This window comes from Cellvibrio polysaccharolyticus (assembly GCF_015182315.1).
In the GTDB taxonomy this organism is placed as follows: domain Bacteria; phylum Pseudomonadota; class Gammaproteobacteria; order Pseudomonadales; family Cellvibrionaceae; genus Cellvibrio; species Cellvibrio polysaccharolyticus.
On the sequence record NZ_PRDL01000001.1, the window covers coordinates 3667545 to 3692608 of the forward strand.

At 51.1% G+C, this 25064-nt stretch carries 23 protein-coding genes; 11 read left to right on the forward strand and 12 right to left on the reverse strand.

Going from position 1 to position 25064, the window contains the following annotated elements; all coding sequences use genetic code 11:
• Positions 1-3: 3 nt before the first annotated feature.
• Positions 4-2157, forward strand: a complete 2154-nt coding sequence (locus tag C4F51_RS15385; RefSeq protein ID WP_193912628.1) for a lipopolysaccharide kinase InaA family protein — start codon at positions 4-6, stop codon at positions 2155-2157.
• Between the two features lie 95 nt (positions 2158-2252).
• On the opposite strand, the gene C4F51_RS15390 is transcribed toward C4F51_RS15385, so the two are convergent.
• The 5 genes from C4F51_RS15390 to C4F51_RS15410 form a co-directional block, all read right to left on the reverse strand.
• Positions 2253-3320 carry a glycosyl transferase family 90 gene (locus C4F51_RS15390; RefSeq protein ID WP_193911294.1) on the reverse strand — a complete coding sequence of 356 codons (1068 nt, stop codon included), beginning with the start codon at positions 3318-3320 and terminating at the stop codon, positions 2253-2255.
• A gap of 214 nt (positions 3321-3534) precedes the next feature.
• Positions 3535-4590 carry a glycosyltransferase family 9 protein gene (locus C4F51_RS15395; RefSeq protein ID WP_193911296.1) on the reverse strand — a complete coding sequence of 352 codons (1056 nt, stop codon included), beginning with the start codon at positions 4588-4590 and terminating at the stop codon, positions 3535-3537.
• Between the two features lie 549 nt (positions 4591-5139).
• The gene (locus tag C4F51_RS15400; protein ID WP_193911298.1) at positions 5140-6402 is read right to left on the reverse strand and encodes an allantoate amidohydrolase; all 1263 of its coding nucleotides are present in this window, start codon (positions 6400-6402) and stop codon (positions 5140-5142) included.
• A 606-nt stretch (positions 6403-7008) separates the two neighbouring features.
• Complete coding sequence (gene hpt, locus C4F51_RS15405; protein ID WP_193911300.1) at positions 7009-7563, reverse strand: hypoxanthine phosphoribosyltransferase; 555 nt, start codon at positions 7561-7563, stop codon at positions 7009-7011.
• A 314-nt stretch (positions 7564-7877) separates the two neighbouring features.
• The gene (locus tag C4F51_RS15410) at positions 7878-8627 is read right to left on the reverse strand and encodes an SDR family NAD(P)-dependent oxidoreductase (RefSeq protein ID WP_193911302.1); all 750 of its coding nucleotides are present in this window, start codon (positions 8625-8627) and stop codon (positions 7878-7880) included.
• 219 nt (positions 8628-8846) lie between these two features.
• Between C4F51_RS15410 and C4F51_RS15415 the strand changes: the two genes are divergently transcribed.
• From C4F51_RS15415 to fabB, 5 genes are all read left to right on the forward strand, one after another.
• Positions 8847-9521 carry an IMPACT family protein gene (locus C4F51_RS15415; RefSeq protein ID WP_235992348.1) on the forward strand — a complete coding sequence of 225 codons (675 nt, stop codon included), beginning with the start codon at positions 8847-8849 and terminating at the stop codon, positions 9519-9521.
• Positions 9522-9621: 100 nt separating this feature from the next.
• Complete coding sequence (locus tag C4F51_RS15420) at positions 9622-10401, forward strand: 4'-phosphopantetheinyl transferase family protein (RefSeq protein ID WP_193911305.1); 780 nt, start codon at positions 9622-9624, stop codon at positions 10399-10401.
• Positions 10402-10491: 90 nt separating this feature from the next.
• Positions 10492-11454, forward strand: coding sequence for a polyprenyl synthetase family protein (locus C4F51_RS15425; protein WP_193911307.1), 963 nt, complete (start codon positions 10492-10494; stop codon positions 11452-11454).
• A gap of 138 nt (positions 11455-11592) precedes the next feature.
• A complete protein-coding gene (gene fabA, locus C4F51_RS15430) occupies positions 11593-12117 on the forward strand; it encodes a 3-hydroxyacyl-[acyl-carrier-protein] dehydratase FabA (protein ID WP_193911309.1) in 525 nt (174 codons plus the stop codon).
• A 134-nt stretch (positions 12118-12251) separates the two neighbouring features.
• A complete protein-coding gene (gene fabB, locus C4F51_RS15435) occupies positions 12252-13469 on the forward strand; it encodes a beta-ketoacyl-ACP synthase I (protein WP_193911311.1) in 1218 nt (405 codons plus the stop codon).
• A 136-nt stretch (positions 13470-13605) separates the two neighbouring features.
• Here fabB and C4F51_RS15440 read toward each other — a convergent pair whose 3' ends face one another.
• Together C4F51_RS15440 and C4F51_RS15445 are read right to left on the reverse strand one after the other, a co-directional pair.
• Entirely contained in the window at positions 13606-14487 is an 882-nt protein-coding gene (locus tag C4F51_RS15440; protein WP_193911313.1) for a sugar nucleotide-binding protein, read from the reverse strand.
• Between the two features lie 190 nt (positions 14488-14677).
• Positions 14678-15040: a MarR family transcriptional regulator gene (locus tag C4F51_RS15445; RefSeq protein ID WP_193911315.1), complete on the reverse strand. Its 363-nt coding sequence runs from the start codon at positions 15038-15040 to the stop codon at positions 14678-14680.
• A 210-nt stretch (positions 15041-15250) separates the two neighbouring features.
• Here C4F51_RS15445 and C4F51_RS15450 point away from each other — a divergent pair, with 210 nt between their 5' ends.
• Genes C4F51_RS15450 through C4F51_RS15460 form a run of 3 tightly spaced genes read left to right on the forward strand, consistent with a single transcriptional unit; the run spans position 15251 to position 18244 of the window.
• A complete protein-coding gene (locus C4F51_RS15450; RefSeq protein ID WP_193911317.1) occupies positions 15251-16102 on the forward strand; it encodes a sugar phosphate isomerase/epimerase family protein in 852 nt (283 codons plus the stop codon).
• Positions 16103-16127: 25 nt separating this feature from the next.
• Positions 16128-17189, forward strand: a complete 1062-nt coding sequence (locus C4F51_RS15455) for a putative urea ABC transporter substrate-binding protein (protein WP_193911319.1) — start codon at positions 16128-16130, stop codon at positions 17187-17189.
• A gap of 23 nt (positions 17190-17212) precedes the next feature.
• Complete coding sequence (locus tag C4F51_RS15460; RefSeq protein ID WP_193911321.1) at positions 17213-18244, forward strand: isopenicillin N synthase family dioxygenase; 1032 nt, start codon at positions 17213-17215, stop codon at positions 18242-18244.
• A gap of 189 nt (positions 18245-18433) precedes the next feature.
• Here C4F51_RS15460 and C4F51_RS15465 read toward each other — a convergent pair whose 3' ends face one another.
• Complete coding sequence (locus C4F51_RS15465) at positions 18434-18652, reverse strand: DUF2061 domain-containing protein (protein WP_193911323.1); 219 nt, start codon at positions 18650-18652, stop codon at positions 18434-18436.
• A 126-nt stretch (positions 18653-18778) separates the two neighbouring features.
• Positions 18779-19249, reverse strand: coding sequence for a CYTH domain-containing protein (locus C4F51_RS15470; RefSeq protein ID WP_202987704.1), 471 nt, complete (start codon positions 19247-19249; stop codon positions 18779-18781).
• A 249-nt stretch (positions 19250-19498) separates the two neighbouring features.
• Here C4F51_RS15470 and C4F51_RS15475 point away from each other — a divergent pair, with 249 nt between their 5' ends.
• Entirely contained in the window at positions 19499-19867 is a 369-nt protein-coding gene (locus C4F51_RS15475) for a hypothetical protein (protein WP_193911324.1), read from the forward strand.
• A 4-nt stretch (positions 19868-19871) separates the two neighbouring features.
• Positions 19872-21347: a DUF4041 domain-containing protein gene (locus C4F51_RS15480; RefSeq protein WP_193911326.1), complete on the forward strand. Its 1476-nt coding sequence runs from the start codon at positions 19872-19874 to the stop codon at positions 21345-21347.
• A 177-nt stretch (positions 21348-21524) separates the two neighbouring features.
• Here C4F51_RS15480 and C4F51_RS15485 read toward each other — a convergent pair whose 3' ends face one another.
• The 3 genes from C4F51_RS15485 to C4F51_RS15495 all read right to left on the reverse strand — a co-directional run bounded on the left by C4F51_RS15485 (position 21525) and on the right by C4F51_RS15495 (position 24991).
• Positions 21525-22676, reverse strand: coding sequence for a lactonase family protein (locus C4F51_RS15485; RefSeq protein WP_328701395.1), 1152 nt, complete (start codon positions 22674-22676; stop codon positions 21525-21527).
• Positions 22677-22860: 184 nt separating this feature from the next.
• Positions 22861-23502 carry a single-stranded DNA-binding protein gene (ssb, locus tag C4F51_RS15490; RefSeq protein ID WP_193911330.1) on the reverse strand — a complete coding sequence of 214 codons (642 nt, stop codon included), beginning with the start codon at positions 23500-23502 and terminating at the stop codon, positions 22861-22863.
• Between the two features lie 112 nt (positions 23503-23614).
• Positions 23615-24991 (reverse strand): MFS transporter, encoded by a 1377-nt coding sequence (locus tag C4F51_RS15495; RefSeq protein ID WP_193911332.1) that lies wholly within the window; start codon positions 24989-24991, stop codon positions 23615-23617.
• Between the last annotated feature and the right edge of the window lie 73 nt (positions 24992-25064).

Below are 25064 nucleotides of genomic sequence, written 5' to 3' on the forward strand. Positions count from 1 at the left end.
AGCATGTTTAGTGATGGCGTCTGGCAAGGCGCAGTAGCCCCGCAATTCGATACCGAAACGCTACATCGGCAGTTGCAACAGTTACCGCAGTTGCTGAACGGTGATCGCGTTGAGCGGTTGTCCAAAGGTGCCGATTATGTGGTGAAGCTGCCGTTGCAACTGGCCGACGCAGAATTGTGGGTTACGGTGAAAATATTCAAACGCCAGCGTGCGCTGAAAGACCGCTACGACCACCGTCACGGCTCGAAAGCAGCACGTTCCTACCACGCTGCCAACTATTTGCAAACGCACAATGTCGGCACCCCGGCGCCTATCGCCTACCTGGATCGTTGGGAAGATAAAAACCTGCTGGAAAGTTATTACCTGTGCGAATACCAGCCAGCGCCCTGCTTCCGCGATGTGCTATCCGATATTTATTACAACCAGCGCGACAACGCCCCCTTGATGGATGTCTTGCTGGCGTTGGCACCGACCATTCGCGCCATGCACGATGCCGGCTTTATGCACGGCGATATGGGCAACCAGAATATTCTGTTACCTCGCAACGCCGATGGCAGTTATGCTGCGCCACAACTGATTGATCTCAACCGCGCGCAGACTCAGGCAACACCGCTGAACAACAAACAACGGGCGTTTGATTTATCACGCATTATTCTGCCCGGCGCCTACCTGAAAATTTTCAAGTTTATCTATTCCAATCACGAAGCCATTCCTGCCGAACTGGATCGCTTCGAGAAAAAATTCCGCCGCCGTTTTGAGTGGCACACCCGCAGCCGCAAGCTGCGCCACCCGCTGCGCACGCTCAAACAACGTCGCAACCCGCCAGCGGCGCGCCCGGTTTATCCGTCATTACAGGATATCTGGCTGTGGGATGAAAAATCAGCCCAGCCGATGACGGTGCTGGAGCGGCATGAAAAAAATCGTTTCCGCGATTTGGGTTATGTATTGCGCAGTGCCATGCATTCCATGTTGGCACTGCCCGCCATTTTTAAAAATTACAACAGGTTGCTCGCCACCAGCTACCAGCAACCGGTGACCTTACAAAACCGCATTGGTGTAGCTCTGCATCCGCACCCGGATTACATTGAAGAAGAATTACGTCTGTTAAATCAGCTTGGCAATCCGCCGGTATTGATCCGCTTTTGCCACCATGAAACCGAGGCCGACTGGCAGCGTGGTATTGAGCTGATTGAGCGCTTGCACCAGCAAGGCGTCGGTGTGATGGTGGCATTTTTGCAAGACCGCCGCGCCCTGCTTGAACCGAAAAGCTGGGCAAACTTTTTGGAGCGTGTCATCAGCGCTACCGCTGACAAGGTGGAACACTTTGAAGTCACCCATGCCTTCAACCGCGTTAAATGGGGCGTGTGGAGCGATACCGAATATGCCGCGCTCATGTGGCCGGCATTTGCTTTGCAGGAGCGCTTTCCTAATATTCGCCTCACCGGCCCCGCCTGTATTGATTTTGAATATCATCCGGTTATTGCTGCGCTTAAATCCCTGCCCACCGGCAAGAAACTTCAGGCGCTGTCGCAACTGCTGTATGTAGATCGCCGCGGCGCCCCGGAAAATAAACAGGGCAAGTTTTCCACACTGGAAAAATGCGCCCTGTTAAAAGCACTGGCGCAGTGGTCAGACAGCTGCGATGACAAGGTCATTGTTTCAGAAGTGAACTGGCCGGTTAAATACACCGGCATCTGGTCACCGATCGGCTGCCCTTACGAAGCACCCAAATGGCGTGAAACCCAGCCGGGCGAAAGCGAAGACGCTTACGCCTGGTATATGCTGCGCTATCTGGTTATCAGCTTGTGCTCCGGTCATGTGGAGCAAGTATTCTGGTGGCGGTTATCTGCCCATGGTTACGGCTTGATTGACGATAAGGACGGCTTCCGGGTGCGACCGGCATTTGCAGCGCTGGCAGTTTTTATGCAGCTGCTGGGCAAAGCAAAATTTGTACAAAAGCATGACACCGCAGAACAGCAATACGTTTTTGAGTTTGCCACTGAAACCCATAAAGTGATGATGGCATGGTGCAATGGTGGCGTTGCGGATTATGCAGCGCCGGAAAATCCTGAGCGCATTTTGGATAGTCTGGGGCAACCGGTAGAAAAATTGCAATTATCGGATGCGCCGATTTATCTGCTCTACCCTTTGCAATAATTCGTTGACGTTACCAATAAAAAACCGGCTTGAACGCCGGTTTTTTATTGGTAACGCAGTTTTTTTGGTGCTATGCGGCCGGGTTTATCTGTTTACTATTTCAGACTTTCCAAAACAGGAACCTGCCCTGACAACTGCAAATACTTCTGCATCACCAACAACTCCACCAACAGCTCATCCTGCTCTTTGAAAAACTTTTCAACCCAGATATTGGCATTGCGAATAATATTTAATGCCAGCCCCGGATTATCGTTGTAAAAATTAACCTTCTCTTCCACATCAGAATAGTCATCTTTAATCAACGCATAATGAAAATCGGGAATCAGCTGACCTTCCATAAACCAGGTTTCGTATTTCGGTTTGCGCATCAAGCATAACGAATTCGAAGCCATAATCCATTTCAGATTGGTCGCCACATCGTTTCCTTCCACACTCAATATGTAACGGTACTGCAACTGCTGTGGGATGGAGAGAAAAGGTCTGACATAATCGGTAGACTTTCCCGGCGCATGGGTATCGCCCACATTGCAAAGGCCATTGTTATAAAAACGCCGCAGCACTTCCACCCGCTCCGGCTGGTTTGATTTTCCTCGCCACATTAACCCGGGTATCTTTCTTTCAAATGACAGCGTGTCATCGACCACATAGTAATGGCGCACACGGTTCAGCTTGAGCAACACCGAGTTGGCGTTCTCTGTACCCGCTGTAATCGGGCGGCTTTTCAGGAAGGTAGGGAAATCCGGGATAGTGACGATATCACCAAACCAGTAGGAACAATTAATGTCATCCGGAAAAAAGCGCAGCACGTTTTTCAAGTCCATTTTGTAGGCTGTACTTTTTTTACTGATATATAACTGACATTCAGAATTCATCGCTCGGGGGAAGGCGAACGACGATGTCATTTTGTTGTAATAATTAACGCGGCCAATGATAGCTGCCCGTTTTTCCGGGGTCATCGCATCCAGCCTGGCCAGATGAAAAGCTAACCGCTTCTGCCAATAAGAGCGGGGAATGACCGACGTAAGATTACCGCCGATATAATAACGATACTTGCATAAGTGTTTTCTAAACTGATCCATAGCTTCCATCGAATATCCACCTCGACCGCCATACACTGGCGTTTTAATACTGCCAGCAATGCCCTGATACAGAACATTACTCATCCTGGTTGAACAGCAATAATTACGACGGTTGTAAAGACCGAATGGAAATCAATAAAGTTCCATCCTGCAAATTAAATTTGCAGGATGGAACTGTAAAAATCATCAGAAGAAAAATCTAACAGGACAGGGAACTTTTACTTAAAAGATATTTAAAAATTAAAAACGCAGTTTGCTTTCATTGGCAATGATAGGACCCGGCATATTCAGGTAATTTTTATTTTTTGGCGAACAAATTTTTAAACATGCTGTCCACATCACTCCAAACACGATCCACGGTGATCAATTTGAAGCGCGCAGCAAAATCAAGCCCTTCCAGCTCTGCCGGAGTGGCCACATCATCGAGGTCGATACCGGCATTGGTTTTACCAGGGTTAGGCAACCATACACCTTTTGAATGAAACGGCGAATAAATAGCGTATGCAGGAGTACCGACCGCCTGGGCAATATGGCGCGCACCGCCTTCATTGCCAAAAAAGAAATCACAGTTGCTCGACAACGCACATAAGGCCTGTAAAGAGGGGGCTTTGATGTTGGTAAAAATTCGCGGATCATTGCCCATAGCGTCATGAAATGCCTGAGCCTGCTCGGCTTCATTGGTAGCAAAATTCAATACGACCTGAGCGTCCCAGGTATTCAGCATGCGGCGCAACACTTCCTGCATTCTCTCGGCCGGCCAGGCCTTGCGCTGCAAGCGGGTAATCACTACGGCAAGAATTACCGGCTTGGAAAAATCGATACCTTCCTGCTCCATATAAGCGCGGAATTTTTGCTTTTGCGCATCGCCAACCACCAATCGAAACGCCGGGCAATAGCTGACCGGTGCCATTGCTTCGAGTGGCTTGAGCAACATCATATTGCGCTCGGTCATACTGCGGGTGGGGTCACTGGCGTTGTCAACGGTGTGGGTTAGCAAGGCGGGGGTATAGGATTTTCTTACACCAATACGCACCGGGGTGCGCAGGGAAAACAACGAGAAAAACAGCGTGCGTACCGTACTGCGGGGGTCAACAATCAAATCATACTTTGTACTGCGCATCACCGACCACACACGGCGCAGGTAGCGCCAGATATTGCGGTTGTCCTGGTCAGAAAAGGCGATGGCCCGATCAACATCCGGCTGTCCGTCCACCAGCGATACAATACCTTCGTTCAATACCAGATCAATTTCCGCGCCGGGAAAGGTTTGCTTCAGGCTGCGGCACAACGCCAGACAAAGAACCGCATCGCCCACCCGGCGAAAACGAATTACCAGTATACGTTTGACATTCATGATGGCTAAAAATTAATCGTTCAGGATGTTTAAAGATTTAATCTCCCCGCAGGAGATCAGGCAAGATATGTCAGCATGACAGAAAACGATATTCTGGCAAGTGATCAGCGCAAAGTATTGTTATCTGAAGCAGCGCTATCTATTGAGACTTCACGAACCATGCATCAGGCCATCAAGCGCCTCAGTTGTACCCTCGTAGCTAGCCACCAGGCTTGCCGGGCTTCATGGCGATAGGCCACAGCTGCAAGTCACCGCGTTTTCAAGCACCCCGCTGGTGTAATCGGCCTCGCCCACTGAAACGCCACCGCAACTGATAATGACATCCGCCAGCTAATACAACTACTGCAGATGTTACTTATCAACGCGCACAGATACACCCGGCGCCCTTAGGGTGCAAGCGAAGAAATAATGCGGTTTTCCTGCCCCTGACAATGCCGGGCGTTCATGGCCAAAGGCAAAAAAACCGTAATGCAAAGTTATATCGTGTTTTTATTAAAAATGTCATGCGCTTGAAAGTATTTTTCCAACCGTCCTTATGCAGCTTTTTAGCTACCCGGTGTTACTGCCAAAACTGAGGCGCTCTGCCAGTAATAACAGCGTTTTCTCCAACACTTCAATGGCCTGTGCGACATCATCCTCACGGACCGATTCTTCCGGTTGCTGGCTGATGCCTTTTTTGCAGCGAATAAAATACATGGCAACATCAGTGATGTCGGCAATAGCCATGGCATCGTGACCGGCACCACTCATCAAGCTGTACACCGGCAGATTCATATTTTTCAATACCTGGGTTTGCACATCCTGCAGCCAGGCCGCACAGCCGGTCGCCGGGGCATTATGAATTTCCTCCCAGGAAGCGGTAACTTGTCGGCGTTGAAAAATTTCTTTCAGCGTTTGTTGAATTTTTTCCAGAGCCAGATCGCGCACGTAATCCGAACCGGAACGAATATCCAGAGAAAAGCGTACATCGCCAGGGATCACATTGACTGCACCCGGCTTGCACTCAATAGCGCCTACTGTCGCAACAATTTTGTAACCGGCGGCGATACGCTCGATCGCCTGAATGGCTTCAGCGGCTGCACTCAAGGCATCGCGGCGCATGCTCATGGGTACAGTGCCGGCGTGTCCGGTAAAACCGGTAAGAGATACCCAATAGCGTCTGGCTCCGGCAATGGCAGTAACCACGCCTACAGCACTGTCCATGCTTTCCAGCACCGGCCCCTGCTCAATATGAATCTCGATGTAACCCAGTAAAAAATCGGCCGCACGAGACGCTTCCTGAATATTGTCAGGCAACAAACCGGCATTGTTAAACGCATCCCTGAGACTGACACCATTACTGTCTTGCAATGCCCACCAGGTGTTTGACCAACTGCCCGCCATGGCGCGACTGCCCAGTAAGGCGCGTCCGAAACGGGCGCCCGCTTCATCGCCAAAACCCACAACATCAATGGCAAAAGGCAAGCGTACACCGGCGTAATGTAAACGGGATACCGCCGCAATGGCGATCATCACCCCCAAAATGCCGTCATAACGGCCCGCATTGGCGACGGTATCGAGATGCGATCCGAGTATTAATACCGGCGCGGCGCTGGTGGCACCGGGATAATGCCCAATCAGATTATTGGCCGCATCAATACGCACCGACATACCGGCATCCTGCAACCACTCTTTTACCAGCGCAGTAGCTTGCGTGTGTTGCGGCGTGAGATAAAAGCGGCTGATGGTACCGCCAACAGAAGTCACCTTGGCCAACTGATCGCACCAGGTCATTACCTGACAGGCAATCGGGTCGTAACTCAACTCTTTCATGAAAGGTATTTCCTCGAACACCGGCGTACAAAATGCTAACCGGATAAGTCGCTGCCAATAGTTATTACCATGGCTGAAGAGGTTTCCTTTTTCCGTTTTTTGAAACGTCGCGCGCAGCGTGTCCTTTGGCACTCGGAAAAGGTAGCGATGAGCGACCCTGCTTCCCGGGCATTTGCATATTGTGTGCCTAACCGTCAAAACAGCATCAAACGCTTCATATTTACCATGAATTGCGTGACCGCTTACCGATTATGGATGGTAATACCAATAACCCGACGCGCCAGGATGATGCGCCGAAAAAACGGGCGACCAAAATAAGTGCACATTGCCACTTATAATGAAAAAACCAATAAACAATAGAGCACTTTTTTGGAAAGCAGATTATGCGTCGGGCAAAGATGTTCAACGTGATCTTTGCTGACAACAAGAAGGAAACACAGACGAGTGAAAAAGCGTTAAAGAAAGAATGAAAAATTATTAGCAGAAATAAATTTTCAATTAAAAAATATTTCAGGAAAAATTACAGAATAGAGTAAGAAAGACAATTGGCACTGCAGAATATTGAAGCAAGCAGCAGATAAGTTTTCTTTATCTGCTGCCAGAAAATCAACCGCCATACACATGAGGCTGCAAGGTACCTAAATAAGGCAAGCTGCGAAATTGCTCGGCATAATCCAAGCCGTAACCCACCACAAATTCGTTGGGAATGTCGAAGCCGACATATTTTACATCCACCTCAACTTTGGCCGCATCGGGTTTGCGCAGCATGGTGGCAACTTCTATGGAACGTGGGCCGCGAGTACGCAAGTTTTTAATTAACCATGACAGCGTCAGACCGGAGTCCACAATGTCCTCAACAATTAAAACGTGCTTGCCGGCAAGGTCGGCATCCAGATCCTTGACGATTTTCACCACACCGGACGAACGGGTACCGGAACCGTAAGAGGATACCGCCATCCAGTCCATCGTCACTTTCGGGTGCTGCAATGCGCGGGATAAATCCGCCATTACCATCACCGCACCTTTTAAAACGCCGACCAATAACACGTCACGCCCTGCGTAATCACGATCAATTTCTGCAGCCATCTCCGCCAAACGCGAGGCAATTTGAGCTTCTGTGAGTAGTATTTCTTTAATATCGCTGGCTGCTGTCGAACCCATGAATTAGCCTCTCGAACTTTCAAACCAAAATACAGCAGTTTTAAAACAGAAACGTATTTACGCGCATCCTTTCCATAACCGCTCATAAAAGCGCAGGATTTTACCGTAAGAAGCAGTCAAAATCTTCCGCAAAGCGGATTTTCTGCCAGTCTTTCGCAAATAACCGATCCCGCCCTCGCCTGATGCAGGGCAACTCTTTCTGCGAAAGGAAAGCGCACAGGCGGTTCCGTCGCGCTTATTAACAACCGGAAAACCGGGCGAAGGGGGCAATTCCAGAGGGGCACAGACCTTGCCCCGCCTTCGGCATTAGCGCGTCAAATCATCGCGCCATTGACATGCATAATCTGGCCGGAGATATAAGACGCATCGCGGGAGATGAGAAACTGGATTAACGCCGCGACTTCGTCCGGCTCACCCAAACGCCCCAGCGGAATCAAATGGCGGAATTGATTGATGCGTTCTTCCGACACGCCATCGCGGGTGCCTGCATCTTTATTAATATGGCCAGGCACCACACAGTTAACAGTAGTGTTTTCAGCGGCGAATTCAATCGCCAGGCTGCGCACGGCGGTTTCCAGAGCGCCTTTGGAGGCTGCCGACATGGGGAATAGCGGCATATCGGTGCGGAACACATGCGCGGTGTAGCTGCCCAGCGCAATCACTCGCCCGTTACCGGTTGTTTTTAACAGTGGACGCAAGCCACGGGTAAGGCGGAAAAAGCTGAACAAATTCCCTTTAAAGGCATATTCAATATCAGCGTCCGTACCCTCTTCAAAAGATTTCAACAGCGGGAACCCGGCATTTGCCACCAATGCATCCAAACGGCCAAACGCCTGCTGCGTTTTCGCCACCAGCGCATCGGTGGTGTCACTCTCAACCAAATCGCCCAATACGGTTTCTACCCGGGCACCCGCACGGCGCGCTTCGTCGGCCACGCCTTCAAGTGCATCCGCGGAATGACGGGCATGAATCACCAGCCCGACACCGGGCTTCGCCTCGCGGCGTACCAGCGCCGCGCCAATACCGGACGATGCGCCGGTAACCAGCAGAACTCGCTCACTCATTGCATTTACCCCTTTACCCGTTATGGGTTCAACAGCCGTGCATTTGCACGCTAACCATGACTCGTTTGATCACCGCTAATGGCGTTATTCTTGCGCCTATTAATACGGTTGCTTTTTTGCACCATAAAAGTGCATAAGCCGCTGATACTACGCCACCTGCCCGGCAATAGAAACCGACCACTCCCCTTAACCGACCCGCACGGCCAGCGGGCTGCTAGAATGGCGGCTCTGTCACGCTTCGAAAACATCGCCATGTCATCCACCGCTGCCTATCAGGTGCTCGCCGCTGAAACCTCCTGTGTTCTGGAAGAAAAACGCAGTGAATTTATTACCTGGCTGATCCCGGTGCAAAACCGCCAGCAGGCGATGGATGCCTTGCAAAACCTGCGGCAGCGCTACCCCGGTGCCAACCATTATTGCTGGGCTTATATTCTCGGCAATGCGCAACAGCCGCAAAGCCAGGCATTTAATGATGATGGCGAACCCTCCGGCACCGCTGGCAAACCCATGCTGAATGTGCTCACTCACCGCCAGGCGGGCGATACACTGGCAGTGGTGGTGCGTTTTTTTGGTGGCATCCGGCTGGGCGCGGGCGGCCTGGTGCGCGCTTACTCGGGCGCGGTATCCATGGCCACCGAGCAGGCGGATTGGAAAATTATTACCCCGGCACAGCCATTGGCAATTCAATGCGACTACGCCAGCGAAGATCGCATCCGCCACTTGCTGCAACAGACAGGCCTCAGCGTTACCGACAGCCAATACGGCAGCGATGTCACCTTGTTATTAGCGGCGCCGCTGGATCAATTACCGATGCTGCAACAACAGGTGCAAACGCTGACCGCCGGTAAAGGCAGCGTGAAGGTTTGCGAACCGGCGGGGGAAGACCGGATATGAAAAGCTCGGACATGAAAAACCCGGCAATGAAAAATACGAGTATGAAAACGGCAGAAATGAAAAGCGCCACTACAGGACGCACCGCATGGGAAGTACAGCCATGATTAACACGGAAAAAACTAACGGCCTGCAACCGGTGACACTTTATTTACTGGCACTGTCCGAACAACTGCCGGCAGAAGAAGCGCTCGGCTGGTTATCCGCCAGCGAGCGACACCAGGCAGAGAATTTTTCACGGGAAGCGTCCCGCAACCGTTATCTGCAAGTACGCGCCGCGGTGCGCTATTGTCTGGCGCAACATGCCGGCTGTACGCCGCAGCAACTGGTTATTGAACGCAGCGAGGCGGGCAAACCGCAACTGGTAGCGCCCCGCCCGCTGTTTTTCAGTATTTCCCACAGCGACGACCAACTGGCCATCGCGATAACGACCGCGGGCGATATCGGTATTGATCTGGAAAGAATTGCCGCCCGTCGACCTTGCGCCGCGATTGCCGAGCGTTATTTTCACCCCCATGAAACCGATAAGCTGCAACAATTACCCGCAGCGGAACAAACCCCCTTCTTCTTTGATTTATGGACATTAAAAGAAGCATTCTTCAAAGCCATTGGCACCGGCATTTCCAGCGGGCTGGATAAAGCCCGATTCACCCTGACCGGCGAATCAATAACCGCAACCTTTGACCCGTCATTGCATGAAACCGAAACCCATTGGCAATTTCAGCAATGGTCTTCCGGCGCCGGTTATAAAATGGCGCTGGCCTTGCGCCACCCGCTGCCACCGCTGGTAAAGCAGCCGGTTCAGCTGCAATGGTTACAACTGCCGGTGGTTACCGGCCAACAAATACAAGCGGCAACTTTTAGCGAATCCGCCGCAACTTGACACCCCGGCAACCGCTGTTAGGATGACCATCGCTAATTGCACCCGCTGCCAGGACGCCCGGCGCTACAACCACTTACAAGAAGATTTTTCATGCTGCCACTGCATCACGTTGTTCAAGATGACTTCTCCGCCGTTAATGATCTGATTATTCGCCAACTGCACTCCGATGTCGGGCTGGTGGAAAATATCGGTCACTACCTGGTAGAAGCTGGCGGCAAACGGTTGCGTCCGTTGATGGTATTGCTCACCGCCAACGCCATGGGCTATCAGCAAAAGCATCATCTGGATCTGGCCGCTATTATCGAATTTATTCACACCGCTACCTTGCTGCATGACGACGTGGTCGATATGTCCAGCCTGCGTCGCGGTCGCGCTACCGCCAATGCCAAATGGGGCAATGCGCCCAGCGTGCTGGTAGGCGACTTTCTCTACTCCCGTGCCTTTCAAATGATGGTCGCGATTGGCGACATGGAAATCATGGCCATTTTGTCATCGGCCACCAACCGCATCTCCGAAGGCGAAGTGCAGCAGCTGACCAACGCCCGCAACCCGGAAATCGACGAAGCCACCTACTTCACCGTTATCGATAAAAAAACCGCCGTGCTGTTTGCCGCCGCCTGTGAAGTAGCGGCGGTACTGACCAACGCCACAGACGTTCAACGTCAGGCGCTGAAAGCCTACGGTCACCACGTTGGCATGGCCTTTCAACTGGTGGATGACGCCCTGGATTACACCGGTGATGCCGAAACCCTCGGCAAAAACGTGGGCGACGATCTGGCCGAAGGCAAACCTACCCTGCCGCTGATTTATGCCATGAAAACCGGCACTGCCGCCCAGGCAGAGCTGATCGCCAACGCCATCCGCGAGGGCGATGCCGGCCAGCTGCAGAACATTCTTGCCATCGTGCAAGACACCGGCGCCATGGAATACACCCTCAACGCCGCTCGCCAGCATGTTGCCGCGGCGCAAAAACAATTGGAAACTTTACCGGCCTCTGACTACTCCAAAGCCATGTTTGAGGTAGCTGCCTTCGCGCTGGCTCGAACTTTTTAAGCGTTTTGATCGTTTTATCAACCCTTATCCGGGTCGGCTTAACTGGACAAGTGCGATACAGCGGGTAGAATGGCGCCCTTTGCTGAGGCTGTGCCCGTGGGCGCGCCATTGATAAGCCACTTAAAACGAGTTGATAACATGATCCCTTATGAAGCCAAAAGCTCATACAACCGCGACGAGTTAATCGAATGCGGTAAAGGCAATCTGTTTGGTCCCGGTAACGCACAACTGCCTCTCCCGAATATGCTGATGCTGGATCGCATTGCCCACATTAGCCAGACCGGCGGTGAATACGGCAAAGGTGAGATTGTCGCCGAACTCGATATTTCTCCGGACTTGTGGTTCTTTGATTGTCACTTCCCGGGTGACCCGGTAATGCCAGGCTGCTTGGGTCTGGATGCCATGTGGCAGCTGGTTGGCTTCTTCCTGGCATGGAAAGGCAACCCGGGCCGTGGCCGCGCGCTGGGCTGTGGTGAAGTCAAATTCACCGGTCAGATCCTGCCAACTGCCAAACGTATTACTTACCACATCAATCTGAAGCGTGTTATCGAACGCAAACTGATTATGGGTATCGCCGATGGTCGCGTTTCCTGTGATGGCAAAGACATTTACTTTGCTCACGATCTGCGTGTCGGGCTCTTTACCAACACAGACAGTTTTTAACTATCCCATTAGGCCATCCGCATGCGGTTTCTCTCCTATGGCATAATTATGCGCCATCTGCTTCGCAGGGCGCGCAGAGAAAATGCTCCACAAAAAAAGAGAAACAGGCTCGGTAAACAGATAAGAGGTAGCCTATGAGACGCGTTGTAGTTACCGGCATGGGCATTGTGTCCTGCCTGGGAAATGACCAGACCGCTGTACTTGATGCCCTGCGTGCAGGACGCTCCGGCATCAAATTTCAGGAAGCTTATAAAGAAAAAGGCTTTCGTAGCCATGTAGCCGGTTCTGTTGATATTGATCTTGCGGCACACATTGACCGCAAGGTGTTGCGTTTTATGGGTGACGCGGCAGCATTCGCCTATTTGTCCATGCAGCAGGCGATTGCCGATGCCAACCTGGGCGAAGACCAGGTTTCCAACACCCGCACCGGCATTATTATGGGTTCCGGCGGCGCGTCGTCGCTCAACCTGGTTGAAGCGGCAGACATTCTGCGTGAAAAAGGCCTGAAACGTGTAGGTCCTTACCGCGTAACACAAACCATGGGCAGCACGACCTCTGCATGCCTGGCCACGCCGTTTAAAATCAAGGGCGTCAACTACTCGCTGTCGTCTGCCTGTGCCACCAGTGCGCATTGCATTGGCAGCGCCATGGAACAAATTCAGCTGGGCAAACAGGACATCGTATTTGCCGGCGGCGGTGAAGAAGAACATTGGACATTAACTTGTCTGTTCGACGCCATGGGCGCCCTGTCTACCAAGTACAACGATACGCCGGAAAAAGCATCCCGTGCTTACGATGCAGACCGTGATGGTTTTGTTATCGCTGGCGGCGGTGGCTGTCTGGTACTGGAAGAACTGGAACACGCGCTGGCGCGTGGTGCCAAAATTTACGGTGAACTGGTTGGTTACGGCGCAACCTCTGACGGCTACGACATGGTCGCACCGTCCGGTGAAGGCGCAAGCCGCTGTATGCAGCAAGCCATGGCCACCACGGAAGGCAGCATTGATTACATCAATTCCCACGGCACCAGCACCCCGGTTGGCGACCTGGCAGAATTGAAGGCGATCAAAAGCACCTTCGGTGACAAGATACCGGCCATCAGCTCCACCAAATCACTCACCGGCCACTCATTGGGTGCTACCGGCGTACAGGAAGCGATTTATTGCTTGCTGATGATGCAAAACAACTTCATTTGCGCGTCTGCCAACATCGACAACCTCGATGAAGAAGCCAAAGACATGCCGATTGTATTGCAGCGCCAGGACAACGTAACGCTGAACCGCGTTATGTCGAACAGCTTCGGCTTCGGCGGCACCAACGCCTGCCTGGTGTTTCAGCGCTACCAGGGCTGATGCACCGCAAGCCATAAAAAAGGCCGATCATCCCACGATGATCGGCCTTTTTTGTCTCTGTAATTACCTGACCGGGCAGCCTGCGTTACGCAGCATTGCAATACAGGCAATTGTTCAAACCTGCCCAGGAAAAAACCTACCCGGGCAGATGCTCTCGGTTATGCGCCCACTGGCGAATCATCGGTAACAACGCGGTGCGCCAGATACGCGGTTGCACACCAAAACCATCACGCACCCGGCGACACACCAGCACCGCGCTCAAAGGTTCATTCGCAGCGGCCGTCTCGGTAACGTCCAGCACAATGCCTTCGGTCAGTTGCAATTGCTCCATGGTTTGAATCACCTGCCGGGCAAACTCCGCCTCGGTGCAGGAATCACCGCTGCAATAATGCATGATTCCCCAGTTCTCGGCGCCACACAGCACCTGCTTCACAATACCCACGCAAACACGCGCGATATCCGATAACGCCGTGGGTGCGCCACGTAGCAACGTGCTGGCACCACTGATTCTGCCATGCTCGAAAATGGACTCCAGCTGTTGCGTGAGCAAGTTATTACCGTAGCTGCCAATCACCCAACTCAAGCGCAAACCAATCCACTTTTGCAAATGCTCTTCAAGCACCTGCTCGGCCGCCAGAAATGCCTGACCCAGCTCACTGACCGGCGCCGGCTTGTCTTTCTCGGAGTGCGCGTTTTTGCTCTCGCCGCTGAATACCTTATAGCTGGACAAATGCAGTAAAGGAATCTGATACACCGCACACACATGCGCCAGGTTATCGGCCACCGCACGAATTTCAGCGGCGCGCCCTGGCGCATGCAAATCCGACCAGCCAAAGCCGTTAATAATCATCGCCGGTTGATGATGGCGCACATAGGCCGTTACACTGTCGCTATCGCGCCAGTCAGGCGCATCCGCCCCGCCACCCAGCAAGGTTACCGACTCACGCTCAAACTCGTGCTCCAGCGCTTGCCCCAGGGCACCGCGATAGTCTGTTAGTAAAATTCTGGTTGGTATCATAAGGTTCTTTGTCAGGTTAACGATCGAAGCGATCACTTGACCGGATCGTCAGGGAATCTCCGGTTATAGCGAAAGCGGCTGACCTCAGGTCAAATGGCAATGGCCTTATTCTAGCGGTTGTTGAAATAGCGCGAAAACTTTTCAGCACCGTTTTTCGCGGCAAAACAGCACATCATCAACAAGCTTCGCGTTACCCTCTGGCAAAGTGCTTGCCGGTTTCGTCGTAAAAACGCTCCAGCCGCTCTACCAGCAGACCGGTCAAGGCGACCTGACGCACGCGCTTGTCCTGTGCGGATTCGCTCTCCTTCAACAACCCCTGATCAATCAATTGCTGGATATATTTCACCGCCGTGCGACGGCTTATGCTGGGCATAAAAGCATACAAATCCGTTTTGTTAACCGGCTCTCCCAGCAACCACATGTGCGTCAGCAAATCACTGTAGCTGAGATCACCCATTCCCAAATCGGTAAATAAACCGATCCAGCTTTCGTCCATGGCAATTAATGCCTGCGCCACCCGTTTGCGATTGTGTGAACTATTACGAGCCATCATTCCATTCTCTGACCTCACCCCATAATAGTGCAGTTTTACATATATTTGCCCGACACGGGAGCACCTGTGCTGCTTTTATTTATTGAACAGCCCAACCATAAAAATGCAAATATACATGCAAAACAACATGTTATTTAACATGCATTACGCATGGCACAGGTGTTGCTCTGGCACGGTTAACGTCATCGCAATACAGCACAGAGGATCACCATGCAATTCAAACTGTTTAAAACCTTGTGGGGTTTTTCAGGCTCATTATCCCAAGCCGTTGCAGAGGCGCAACAAGCAGGGTTTGACGGCATTGAAGGAATGGCACCAGGCGCACCCGCCGCCAATGCAGAATTTGCCCGGCTGCTTGCCGATAACAGGCTGGCTTACATTGCAGAAATATGCACCGGCGGCAGTTACGTGCCCGACAGAAAAGCCACACCGGCCATGCACCTGGAGGATTTGGAAAACAAGGTGAGCCAAGCAAAAACCTTGCAGCCCCTGTTGATCAATGTAATGGCCGGTTGCGATGCCTGGCCACTACAAACCCAGGTGGAATTTTTTCGCGCCGCTCAGGCCATTGGAGAAAAACATAAGGTTGTTTTAAGTTTTGAAACCCATCGCAGCCGCTCAACCTTTAATCCCTGGATAACCGAAGCGATTATCCAGCAACTCCCGGATTTACGACTCACCGCCGACATCAGCCACTGGATAGTGGTTACCGAACGCCTGCTGGAAGACGACGCTGACTGGCAAACACTGTTGAACATCGCCGCACAAGTGCATCACCTGCACGGGCGCGTCGGTTATCCGCAAGGCCCGCAAGTACCTCACCCCGCCGCACCGGAATACCGCGACTGCCTTGCGTTTCATCAACGCTTTTGGGAGCAGGTTTGGCGCAGCCAGCAACAACGTCATTACGGCATCACCACCATGACGCCGGAATTCGGGCCGGATCGTTACCTGCACACCCTGCCCTTTACCGACCAGCCGGTTGCCGACCTCTGGCAAATCAATCGCTGGATGGGCAATACCGAGCGCACTCACTTTCAACAATACCTGCACAACCATTAACCATGACCCACCGTCGGAGCATTTTATGAAAACCACCCCCCACTTCAGCCGCTGGCTTGCGGTCATGCTGTTAACCTTTTTTACCAGTTCAAGCTGGGCCACTGAACGCTTTCGTGTTGCCTGGTCGCTGTATCCGGCTTACATGCCCTGGGCCTACGCCAGCGAGGCAGGCATTGTTGATAAGTGGGCAAAAAAATACGGTATCGAAATCGAAGTGGTGCAAATCAACGATTACATTGAAGCCATCAACCAATACAGCGCAGGCAGCTTTGATGTCTGCATGATGGCAACCATGGACGCACTGACCATCCCTGCCGCCGCAGGTGTAGATTCCACCGTGCTGGCGCTGGCCGATTACTCGGATGGCAACGATGTCATTATTTTAAAAAATGGCAGCACACTGGCAGATTTGCGCGGTAAAAAAATCAATTTGATTGAATACTCCATCTCGCACTATTTTCTTGCCAAAGCGTTGGACAGCGTAGGCATGAGCGAGCGCGATGTGACACTGGTGAATACCTCTGACGCCGACATGGTGGCGCTTTACGCTCAGCCATCGGTACAAGCGATGGTGACCTGGAACCCCATGGCCAATGAAATTTTAAAACGCGCTGACGCCACCAATATTTATGACTCACGCAACATGCCCGGCGAAGTCACCGACAGTATTATCGTCAACAGCAAAACCCTGGAAAAACACCCGGAACTTGGCAAAGCACTGGCGGGCGCCTGGTTTGAAACCCTGGCAATCATGATGCGCGATGATCCACAAGGCAAAGCCGCTCGGGAAATTATGGCCACAGCTGCCGGTACCGACCTCGCCGGTTACGAAGCGCAATTAACCGCAACCCATATGTACACCGATGCCGCTGAACTATCGGCATTGATGGCTGCGAAAACCCTGCAGGAATCCATGACAAGTATTGCCCGCTTTTCATTTGATAAAGGCCTGCTAGGCAGCGGGGCCCGCTCTGCCGATGCCATAGGCATTACGTATCCTGATGGCAAAATTTATGGCGACAACAACAATATCAAACTGCGTTTCGATAACCGCTACGTACAAATGGCCGCTGACGGCAAACTGTGATGCAAACAAAACCGGAAACCGCCATGAGCAATCAAACCGCAGTGAATAATGTACCCACCATTGATGTAAGCCCGCTTATCGCTGGCGCAACACATGCCCATTACCAAACCACCGTGGAACAACTGGCAAGTGCCGCCCACCAGGTTGGCTTTGCCCAACTGGTGGGGCACAACCTGCAAGAAAAACACCTGCAACTACTGGAGATGACCAAGCGATTTTTCGCGCTGCCGATGGAGGAAAAAATGAAAGCCTATATCGGCAACTCAAACAACCATCGCGGTTATGTTCCTTTCGGAGAAGAAGTGATGGCATCCGGCATTCCGGACACCAAAGAAGCCTTTGATCTATCACTGGACTTGCCAGCAAATCATCCGTCTGTCACCGCCGGTGCGCATTTGCTCGGCCCCAACCAATGGCCGCAACTGGAGGGTTTTAAAGAAGCCGTAATGGCCTACTACGATGCCGTGTTTGCATTGGGTAAAAATATTTTTCGCGCCTTTGCTATAGGCCTGGGGCAAGACCCGGAATTGTTTTTACGCTACGTAACCACACCCCCATCGCAATTACGATTAATCCATTACCCGCACAACGAAGCCGCAGTAGATCGCCCAGGCATTGGTGAACACACGGATTACGAATGTTTTACGCTACTCAAACCAACCGCACCCGGACTGGAAATTTTTAACACCGCAGGCGAATGGGTTCCTGTTCCTTATAACCCGGATGCGCTGGTATTAAATATTGGTGATTTGTTGCAGCTGTGGACCAATGGCTATTACGTTGCCACCAGCCACCGGGTGAGAAAAGTAAAAGAAGAACGCTACGCGTTTCCGTTATTTTTTACCGTGGATTATTTTACCGAGGTAAAACCGCTGGAAGCATTTACAAAGCCGGGAGATGCGCCTGTAGCGGGTGTGGTTTCCGGTGAACATTTGCGCGCGCAAACCATGCAGAGCTTTCAATATATGTTGAAACGGTTGAAAAACGGCGAAGCCACCTTACCGGACGGCGCACTGCCCTATTACTCATTGGGGCGTGAAGCAAGCACTCTGTAAGTTTGCCGCTTGGCTGCTTGCTTGAAAGACCGTCGAGCCACTCTCCATGAAGGGCTGAATCCAGCGCAACATAAGAACCGTTGGCTCGGCGGTGTTACAGGGTTGGAGTGCGCTGACATCAAACATACTTCGTGCGCACGAATATTAATGCCTGTCTGAGCCAGGCAACCTGATGGCAAATACCCAAATTTATTTCACAAGCATCGTTTGGGAAAACACATCTTCAAATATCGGGCGAAGCGAATCCGCTTTCTTCCAGGCCATTTCATGAAAGAAATAAGCAACCGTGTTAATGGCAGGTTCAACCAGCGCAATGGCACCGCCCACTACCACACTACCGGTCAGGGCGTAGCCCACACAAAAAGCCACGGTGAGATGGACAAGCGCAAAAGAAGCAGTTTTAGCCATGGTATTAACCCCGAAAACGTCTGGAAATCAGAACATGGCTCTTATACTAGGCTCGCCTGTAGCATAACCAAAGAAAATTGACTGAATGGATTTGATAGCCAATAACTATGCAAGCATTTGCAGCGACTACCACTGCGACCAGGGATGCCTTACCAGGCTCGCATTGTAATAACGCGCATCGCTGGTAACTTCTTCACCGACCCAGTCCGGTCGAGGGAAATCCGCATCTTCTGAAGGCAGCTCAATCTCGGCAACTACCAGCCCGGCATTCGCCCCGAGAAACTCATCCACCTCCCACACAAAATTCGCTGCCGGAATCTTGCGGCGATACTTCTCAATCAACGGCTGCTCACACATCGCCAGCAACGCTTTGCCATCAGCCAGCGGAATCGGATACTCAAACTCCTGTCGACTAAAACCCTGCGTCTCGCCCTTGATCGTCAAAAATGCCTCATCCCCGGCCACCCGCACACGCACCGTCCGCGACTTTTCCGTACTCAAATAACCCTGCGCAAAATACACCGCTGGCGCTTCGCGCCAGGTGTCGCCTGCCACCAAAAATTTTCGCTCTATCTCTACCACCACAAAATCCTCCAAAATAGTTAGCCCTTACTTGGCACAAAAAAATAAACCTTTATTAAAAAGAATAAAATTTAAGCAACTTTAAATGCACGATCTATGGCATTTTTTTCAACAATGGCTTTAAATACTTCAAAAAGATAAACAAGGGACGTCACGGTTTGACACACCACCGAAACCGGGAAACCCAATAAATACCGGATCTTAAACCTACTTTTATAAAACATTAAACATATAAGGCTGGCAGACAGCCGTAAGGAATATCCTATGGCAAGGAGACCTGATGGGCTAAAAACCCTAATCAAGGTGGTTAAAACCATTAATAAAGCGCAAAAACAAGCGGAGCAGGCCCGGCAGCGCAGTATTAGAGAAAAAGACAAAGCAGAGCAAGCTCAGCAGCGTGCCCAACAACGGGTTCAACAGCAGAAGACGCGCGAAGTAAGCCAGCGCATCAAACAAGCAGAAAAAGCATTCTACCTAAGCGAAAGAGAAAAATCTCAAGCTCAAAAAAACCAAATCAAGGAGAACAACAAGGCAATTAAAGATGAACTAGAAATGGCAAAGCGATCCTATGAAGAGAGAATTGAAGAAAGACGTTTGGCCAAAAACAATATAATGGATAAATTTTTGAGATAACAAAATGGATATAATTTTAGCTCTCGCATTTAGTATTGGCTGTATTGTAACCACCCACTTTCTAACACGGAACAGTCTTAATAAAAGAATAGGGGAATTTAAAAACATAAAAGAGGCAGTAGACTCAATATCTTTAAGAAAAGCAGAATCTGACATAGCACTTAACGAAACTCTAAAAAAAATCGAAGAGTCCAGCACTCAACTTGGAAAACTGGACTTGGAGACAAAAGAGCTACAAGACCTGAAAAAAACATCTCACCAACTAAGAGATGATTTTTTCCGCAACGAAGCCTCACTGATTGATATAAATAATTTAATCGAAAAGCAAAATAGCCAAGCACAGGAATCCAAAAACTCATTGCAAGCGCTAATGGGAAAAATAGATCTTTATAGCCGGCTAGATAATTTTGTAGAACATGGGCACTTTGAAACGCCTGAATATCTATTTGAAACAAGTGAGCGCTTTTCAGCAAGAATCAAAGTAATCAGAGAAAACCAAAAAATTTTGATCCAGAGTGGGCTAGCCATCACCGGCCCCAATATTCCCCGCATTACTGGAGACAAGGTCTTTGACAAGAGAATCATTGACGGGCAAATGAAGCTGACTCTTCGCACATTCAATATTGAGTGCGACTTATTAATAGCTAAAGTAGCACCATCGAACTTTCAAAGAACTCTGGACAGAATTGAAAAGCTGGCAAATGATTTGGAGAAATTGACGGCATCTCTGCGCTGCGGCATCAGCAACGAATATGTAACATTAAAGTATGAAGAGTGCGGCGTTCAATATCAGTACACACTTAAGAAAAAAGATGAACAGGAAGAGCAAAAACTCATCAGAGAACAAATGAGGGAGGAGGCAAGGATTGAAAAAGAATATCGCGAGGCATTAATCGCAGCGGAAAGAGAAGAAAAGCTCTATCGAGATTTGCTTGAAAAAGCCCGGACTGAGCTCAACACATCATCACATGAAGAAAGAGCCGCAGCAGAAGCAAGAATAGCAGAGCTGGAGCGACAACTGGCTGAAGCAGAAGCCAAGGAGCAGAGAGCTAAAAGTCTTGCAGAACAAACCCGCCGCGGCCACGTGTACGTCATTAGCAACGTAGGTTCTTTTGGAGAAAACGTATATAAAATTGGCATGACAAGAAGACTGGATCCAATGGATCGCGTGAGGGAACTAGGGGATGCTAGCGTACCATTTTCATTTGATGTTCATGCAATCATTTTTACGGATGATGCACCAACGATGGAAGCAGCATTACACAGGAAATTTAATCATCACCGTGTTAACGCAGTAAATCTACGTAAAGAATTTTTCCGGGTAGAACTCGAAAAAATCCGGGATGCTGTAGCTGAAATAGATGGAGAAAATCTGGACTTCAAAACCACAATCGTGGCTGAAGAGTATTTTGAAAGCAAAAGATTACGAGAGACAAAGAGTCTGCAACCAGAGAAGCGAGAAGCTTTCGATACAGTTTAAACTGCATTAATAACCCCGAAAAAACCGAACCTTGGGATCAGCCCCCTTAATAGATAAGGGGGGCACCCATCAAGCAACATTGTACCCGGAAAGCCATATCAACACCCAAGGTAGTGTCCTTGTAATCCTTGCAGCCTCAGCGACTACTACTCTTGTTACGACTAACCTATTTTTGATCTAATCGATGTCGTGCAACCTGATAATTTCAATCCATGAAGGATTTTGTCCGGCAGCAATACGTTGCACTGCTTCAAGCTCGCCAGTTTCTGCATTAATGCTGTAAATACTGGCGTGATCAGATTTTTGCCCCACAACTACAAGGTGGCGGCCGTCCGGGGATATTTGAAATGCACGAGGCTGCGTTTCGGTTTTCCATTTTCCTATCGGTGTTATGCGCCCGCTTTTTTTGTTCAGCCGAAAGCCGGACATTTCACCGCTCGTGCGCTCGCTGGCGTAGAGAAAATTTCCGTCCGGTGTTAGATGAATATCGGCAGCCCAGGGCTTTGTGGCCGAACCAGCCCCCAACAGAGCATGATTTTCCAGGTGCGAGCTTTTGCCGCTGATGGGGTTGCGTTTGAGCACATGAATGCGGGCATCCAGCTCGCCAATTACATACCAGTACTTTTCGTCAGCCGATGCCACAAAATGTCGTGGGCCAGCACCCTGTGGAAAAGTCGCAGCGAGACGGGTTTCTGTTGCCTGCGCTTTACCGGAAACGAGTGAACTGAAACGAAAAAAATCCAGCCGGTCTTCGCCCAGCACCGACAGATAAACAAACCGATTGCGGCTGTCTGCCGTAATTTGATGCGGATGTTTGCCTGTTGCAAAAATGCGGGGAGGAACTTCCGGAATACCCGCATCATTTAACGAGTGAACACTGATTTTGTTACCGCCGTAAGAAGCCGCAAAAAGATAACGCCCGCTCGAATCAACAGAAATATTTGCCATGCTGTCGACCAATGGCGTAACCGCTTTTGGCGATAAACGCCCATTGGCAGGGTCAATATCGAGAACCAGCAAGCGATAAGGTTCTGAACGAATCGCGACGTATAAGCGGCGATTATCTGGTGACAATGCCATTGGCATAACGGTGCCTTTTACAGCATAACGCTGCAATAACAGCGGCTCATCAGTGTCGTTATTCAATTGAAAAACAGCGATATCTTGCGAGTCGGCATTTGCGATATAAATTATTGTTTTTGCGAAAGCTGCCGGGTTGAGCAATAACAAAAACAAGACAGCCGCATAAACGCCTGCGCCAGAAAATAACCGGGCATAGCGTTTCGCACCCGGCCTGAAGAGCTTCAATTTACAAGACACATCAATCACCCGACATACGCAGACAAAGTTTGCCCGTTAACGTGAAAAGCACTGGAGATTGAACACTGGAAAGCCACACAGGGCTTCCGTTGATTCCACTCCAGTCTTTGCTTTTTTGGTGCATAAAAAACCCCGAGAGCAGCGCTTTCGGGGTTTTCGGAAGTTACTTTACCAACGCAACCGGAGCCTACCGTTAAAACGGGATATCATCATCAAAACTGTCAAAACCGGCTGGCGATTGTGACGGGTTGTTTTGAGGGTTGGATGGCTGCTGGTTGAAGCCGCCCTGGTTGAAATTGTTGTTGGGGTTGCTGTTGTTCTGGTTAAAGTTGTTACCAGCGCCCTGGTTGTTGTAGCCACCTTGTTGTGGTGGCTGCTGGGCGTAACCGCCCTGTCCGCCTGGCGCCGGTGCAGCCGGGCGTTGTTGTGGTTGCTGGTTGTAGCCGCCATTGTCGCCACCAAACCCGGCGCCGGCGTTGCCGCCTTCATTGCGGCCACCGAGCATTTGCATGGTGCCGGTAACATCAACAACAATCTCTGTGGAATAACGATCGGTGCCGTCCTGCGCTTGCCATTTACGGGTGCGCAGTGCGCCTTCAATATAAACCTGTGAACCTTTACGCAGGTATTCACCGGCAATTTCTGCCAGCTTGCCAAAGAATACAACACGGTGCCATTCGGTACGCTCTTGCGGTTGGCCGGTGTTTTTGTCTTTCCAGCTTTCAGAGGTGGCAATGCTGATGTTGGTGACTGCACCGCCGGAAGGCATGTATTTAACTTCCGGGTCTTGCCCGACGTTGCCAACCAGAATTACTTTATTAATACCTCGAGCCATTGCTGCAATCCTCTTTTTCGGGCGATGTCGTTGCATCGCCATTCAATTTTACATGCGCCGTAGAAACGGAACACATTTGTGTAATACCAACTACCGGGAATACCCGAAAGCGTCAGCCGCCTGCCACCGGCATGGCTTCTACCATGGCCGTTAGCGTTGGGCGGTCAATACGACGCGGGTCTACTTTTAACCAGGCGGTTTGGTCGGAGGTGATAATCAGCACCTCTTCCACACCGTCAACTTGCCGCAACTGCGCCGCCAGCGCTTCGCCATTTCGGCCATGCAGCGGGATGAGTATGCTGGCGAGATACCGTGGTGGCGCCATGAACAAGGCGACCACAAACCATAACAATACCAGCAGCGCACACATTAACAAGACGGCGAGCACACCGTAGTGATGCAGTACCGCACCGCCCGCCGCACCACCGAGAAACGCGCCTAAAAACTGAAAACTGGAGTAGATGCCGGTGGCCGTGCCTTTGGCGCCAGCCGGTGCAACCTTGCTCACCCAGGATGGCAGTGTAGCTTCCAGCAGGTTGAACGCCATAAAAAACAAAAACAGCCCGGGCAGAATCACAAAGTGCCAATCCGGCGCCAGCATCAATAACAATTCCATCGCCGCCAGCAGCGCAATCGCCAGCAGGAAGACAGGCTTCATGCGGCGTTTTTTCTCGGCAACAATGATAAAAGGCAGCATGGCGATAAACGCCCCGACGAGCAAGGGAAAATACACCATCCACAGGTTATCGCGGGCGATTTCCAGTTCGTGCTCCAGCAGCAGGGGCAATACCAGGAAGCTGGCCATCAGCACAAAATGCAGTACAAAAATGCCCACATTCAGGCGCGCCAAATCAACCTGTTTAAGCGTGCTCCATAACAGCGGCAGCACCGCACCGGCATCACGCCGATTGGCCGCCGGTTGCTGCACCGCAGGAATAACGCGGTAAAGGATGTAAATGCCCACCAACCCCAGCAATGCCGTTAACCAGAAAATGGAGGCCATTCCCCAGCGCGAGGCAAGCAAGGGGCCAAGCACCAGCGCTACCGAGAATGACACACCAATAGAGGCACCAATGGTTGCCATGGCGCGGGTGCGCTTTTCTTCCGAGGTGAGGTCAATCATCAACGCCATCACAGCGGCCGAGATAGCACCGCAGCCCTGCAGAAAACGGCCGGCAATCAGTTCGTAAACGCTATCAGCCATCGCGGCGACGACACTGCCAGCGGCAAAAATCAGTAACCCGGCCAGAATCACCGGCTTGCGCCCTACCCGGTCAGACAGCACACCAAAAGGGATTTGCAACAAAGCGTTGCTGAACCCGTAGGCACCCATCGCCAGCCCCAGCAAAAAGGCGTTGGCGTGCTGATAATCCTGACCATACAAGGCCAGCACCGGCAGCAACATAAACAACCCGAGCATGCGGAACGCGTAAAGGGAAGCCAGCGAGAAGACGACCCGCCGCTCAAAGGGTGCAGTAGAAGACACCACAGACAGAACTCCGGTGAAAAAGGGGCAATTCTAACAAGAGGTGTGTGGTGCAATCCATGTAAATACGCGAATG

Excerpts from the sequence above, each read along its gene's own strand:
- C4F51_RS15385 (WP_193912628.1), top strand. The coding sequence starts at position 4 with ATGTTTAGTGATGGCGTCTGGCAAGGCGCAGTAGCCCCGCAATTCGAT.
- C4F51_RS15390 (WP_193911294.1), bottom strand. The coding sequence starts at position 3,320 with ATGAGTAATGTTCTGTATCAGGGCATTGCTGGCAGTATTAAAACGCCA.
- C4F51_RS15395 (WP_193911296.1), bottom strand. The coding sequence starts at position 4,590 with ATGAATGTCAAACGTATACTGGTAATTCGTTTTCGCCGGGTGGGCGAT.
- C4F51_RS15400 (WP_193911298.1), bottom strand. The coding sequence starts at position 6,402 with ATGAAAGAGTTGAGTTACGACCCGATTGCCTGTCAGGTAATGACCTGG.
- hpt (WP_193911300.1), bottom strand. The coding sequence starts at position 7,563 with ATGGGTTCGACAGCAGCCAGCGATATTAAAGAAATACTACTCACAGAA.
- C4F51_RS15410 (WP_193911302.1), bottom strand. The coding sequence starts at position 8,627 with ATGAGTGAGCGAGTTCTGCTGGTTACCGGCGCATCGTCCGGTATTGGC.
- C4F51_RS15415 (WP_235992348.1), top strand. The coding sequence starts at position 8,847 with ATGGCGGCTCTGTCACGCTTCGAAAACATCGCCATGTCATCCACCGCT.
- C4F51_RS15420 (WP_193911305.1), top strand. The coding sequence starts at position 9,622 with ATGATTAACACGGAAAAAACTAACGGCCTGCAACCGGTGACACTTTAT.
- C4F51_RS15425 (WP_193911307.1), top strand. The coding sequence starts at position 10,492 with ATGCTGCCACTGCATCACGTTGTTCAAGATGACTTCTCCGCCGTTAAT.
- fabA (WP_193911309.1), top strand. The coding sequence starts at position 11,593 with ATGATCCCTTATGAAGCCAAAAGCTCATACAACCGCGACGAGTTAATC.
- fabB (WP_193911311.1), top strand. The coding sequence starts at position 12,252 with ATGAGACGCGTTGTAGTTACCGGCATGGGCATTGTGTCCTGCCTGGGA.
- C4F51_RS15440 (WP_193911313.1), bottom strand. The coding sequence starts at position 14,487 with ATGATACCAACCAGAATTTTACTAACAGACTATCGCGGTGCCCTGGGG.
- C4F51_RS15445 (WP_193911315.1), bottom strand. The coding sequence starts at position 15,040 with ATGATGGCTCGTAATAGTTCACACAATCGCAAACGGGTGGCGCAGGCA.
- C4F51_RS15450 (WP_193911317.1), top strand. The coding sequence starts at position 15,251 with ATGCAATTCAAACTGTTTAAAACCTTGTGGGGTTTTTCAGGCTCATTA.
- C4F51_RS15455 (WP_193911319.1), top strand. The coding sequence starts at position 16,128 with ATGAAAACCACCCCCCACTTCAGCCGCTGGCTTGCGGTCATGCTGTTA.
- C4F51_RS15460 (WP_193911321.1), top strand. The coding sequence starts at position 17,213 with ATGAGCAATCAAACCGCAGTGAATAATGTACCCACCATTGATGTAAGC.
- C4F51_RS15465 (WP_193911323.1), bottom strand. The coding sequence starts at position 18,652 with ATGGCTAAAACTGCTTCTTTTGCGCTTGTCCATCTCACCGTGGCTTTT.
- C4F51_RS15475 (WP_193911324.1), top strand. The coding sequence starts at position 19,499 with ATGGCAAGGAGACCTGATGGGCTAAAAACCCTAATCAAGGTGGTTAAA.
- C4F51_RS15480 (WP_193911326.1), top strand. The coding sequence starts at position 19,872 with ATGGATATAATTTTAGCTCTCGCATTTAGTATTGGCTGTATTGTAACC.
- ssb (WP_193911330.1), bottom strand. The coding sequence starts at position 23,502 with ATGGCTCGAGGTATTAATAAAGTAATTCTGGTTGGCAACGTCGGGCAA.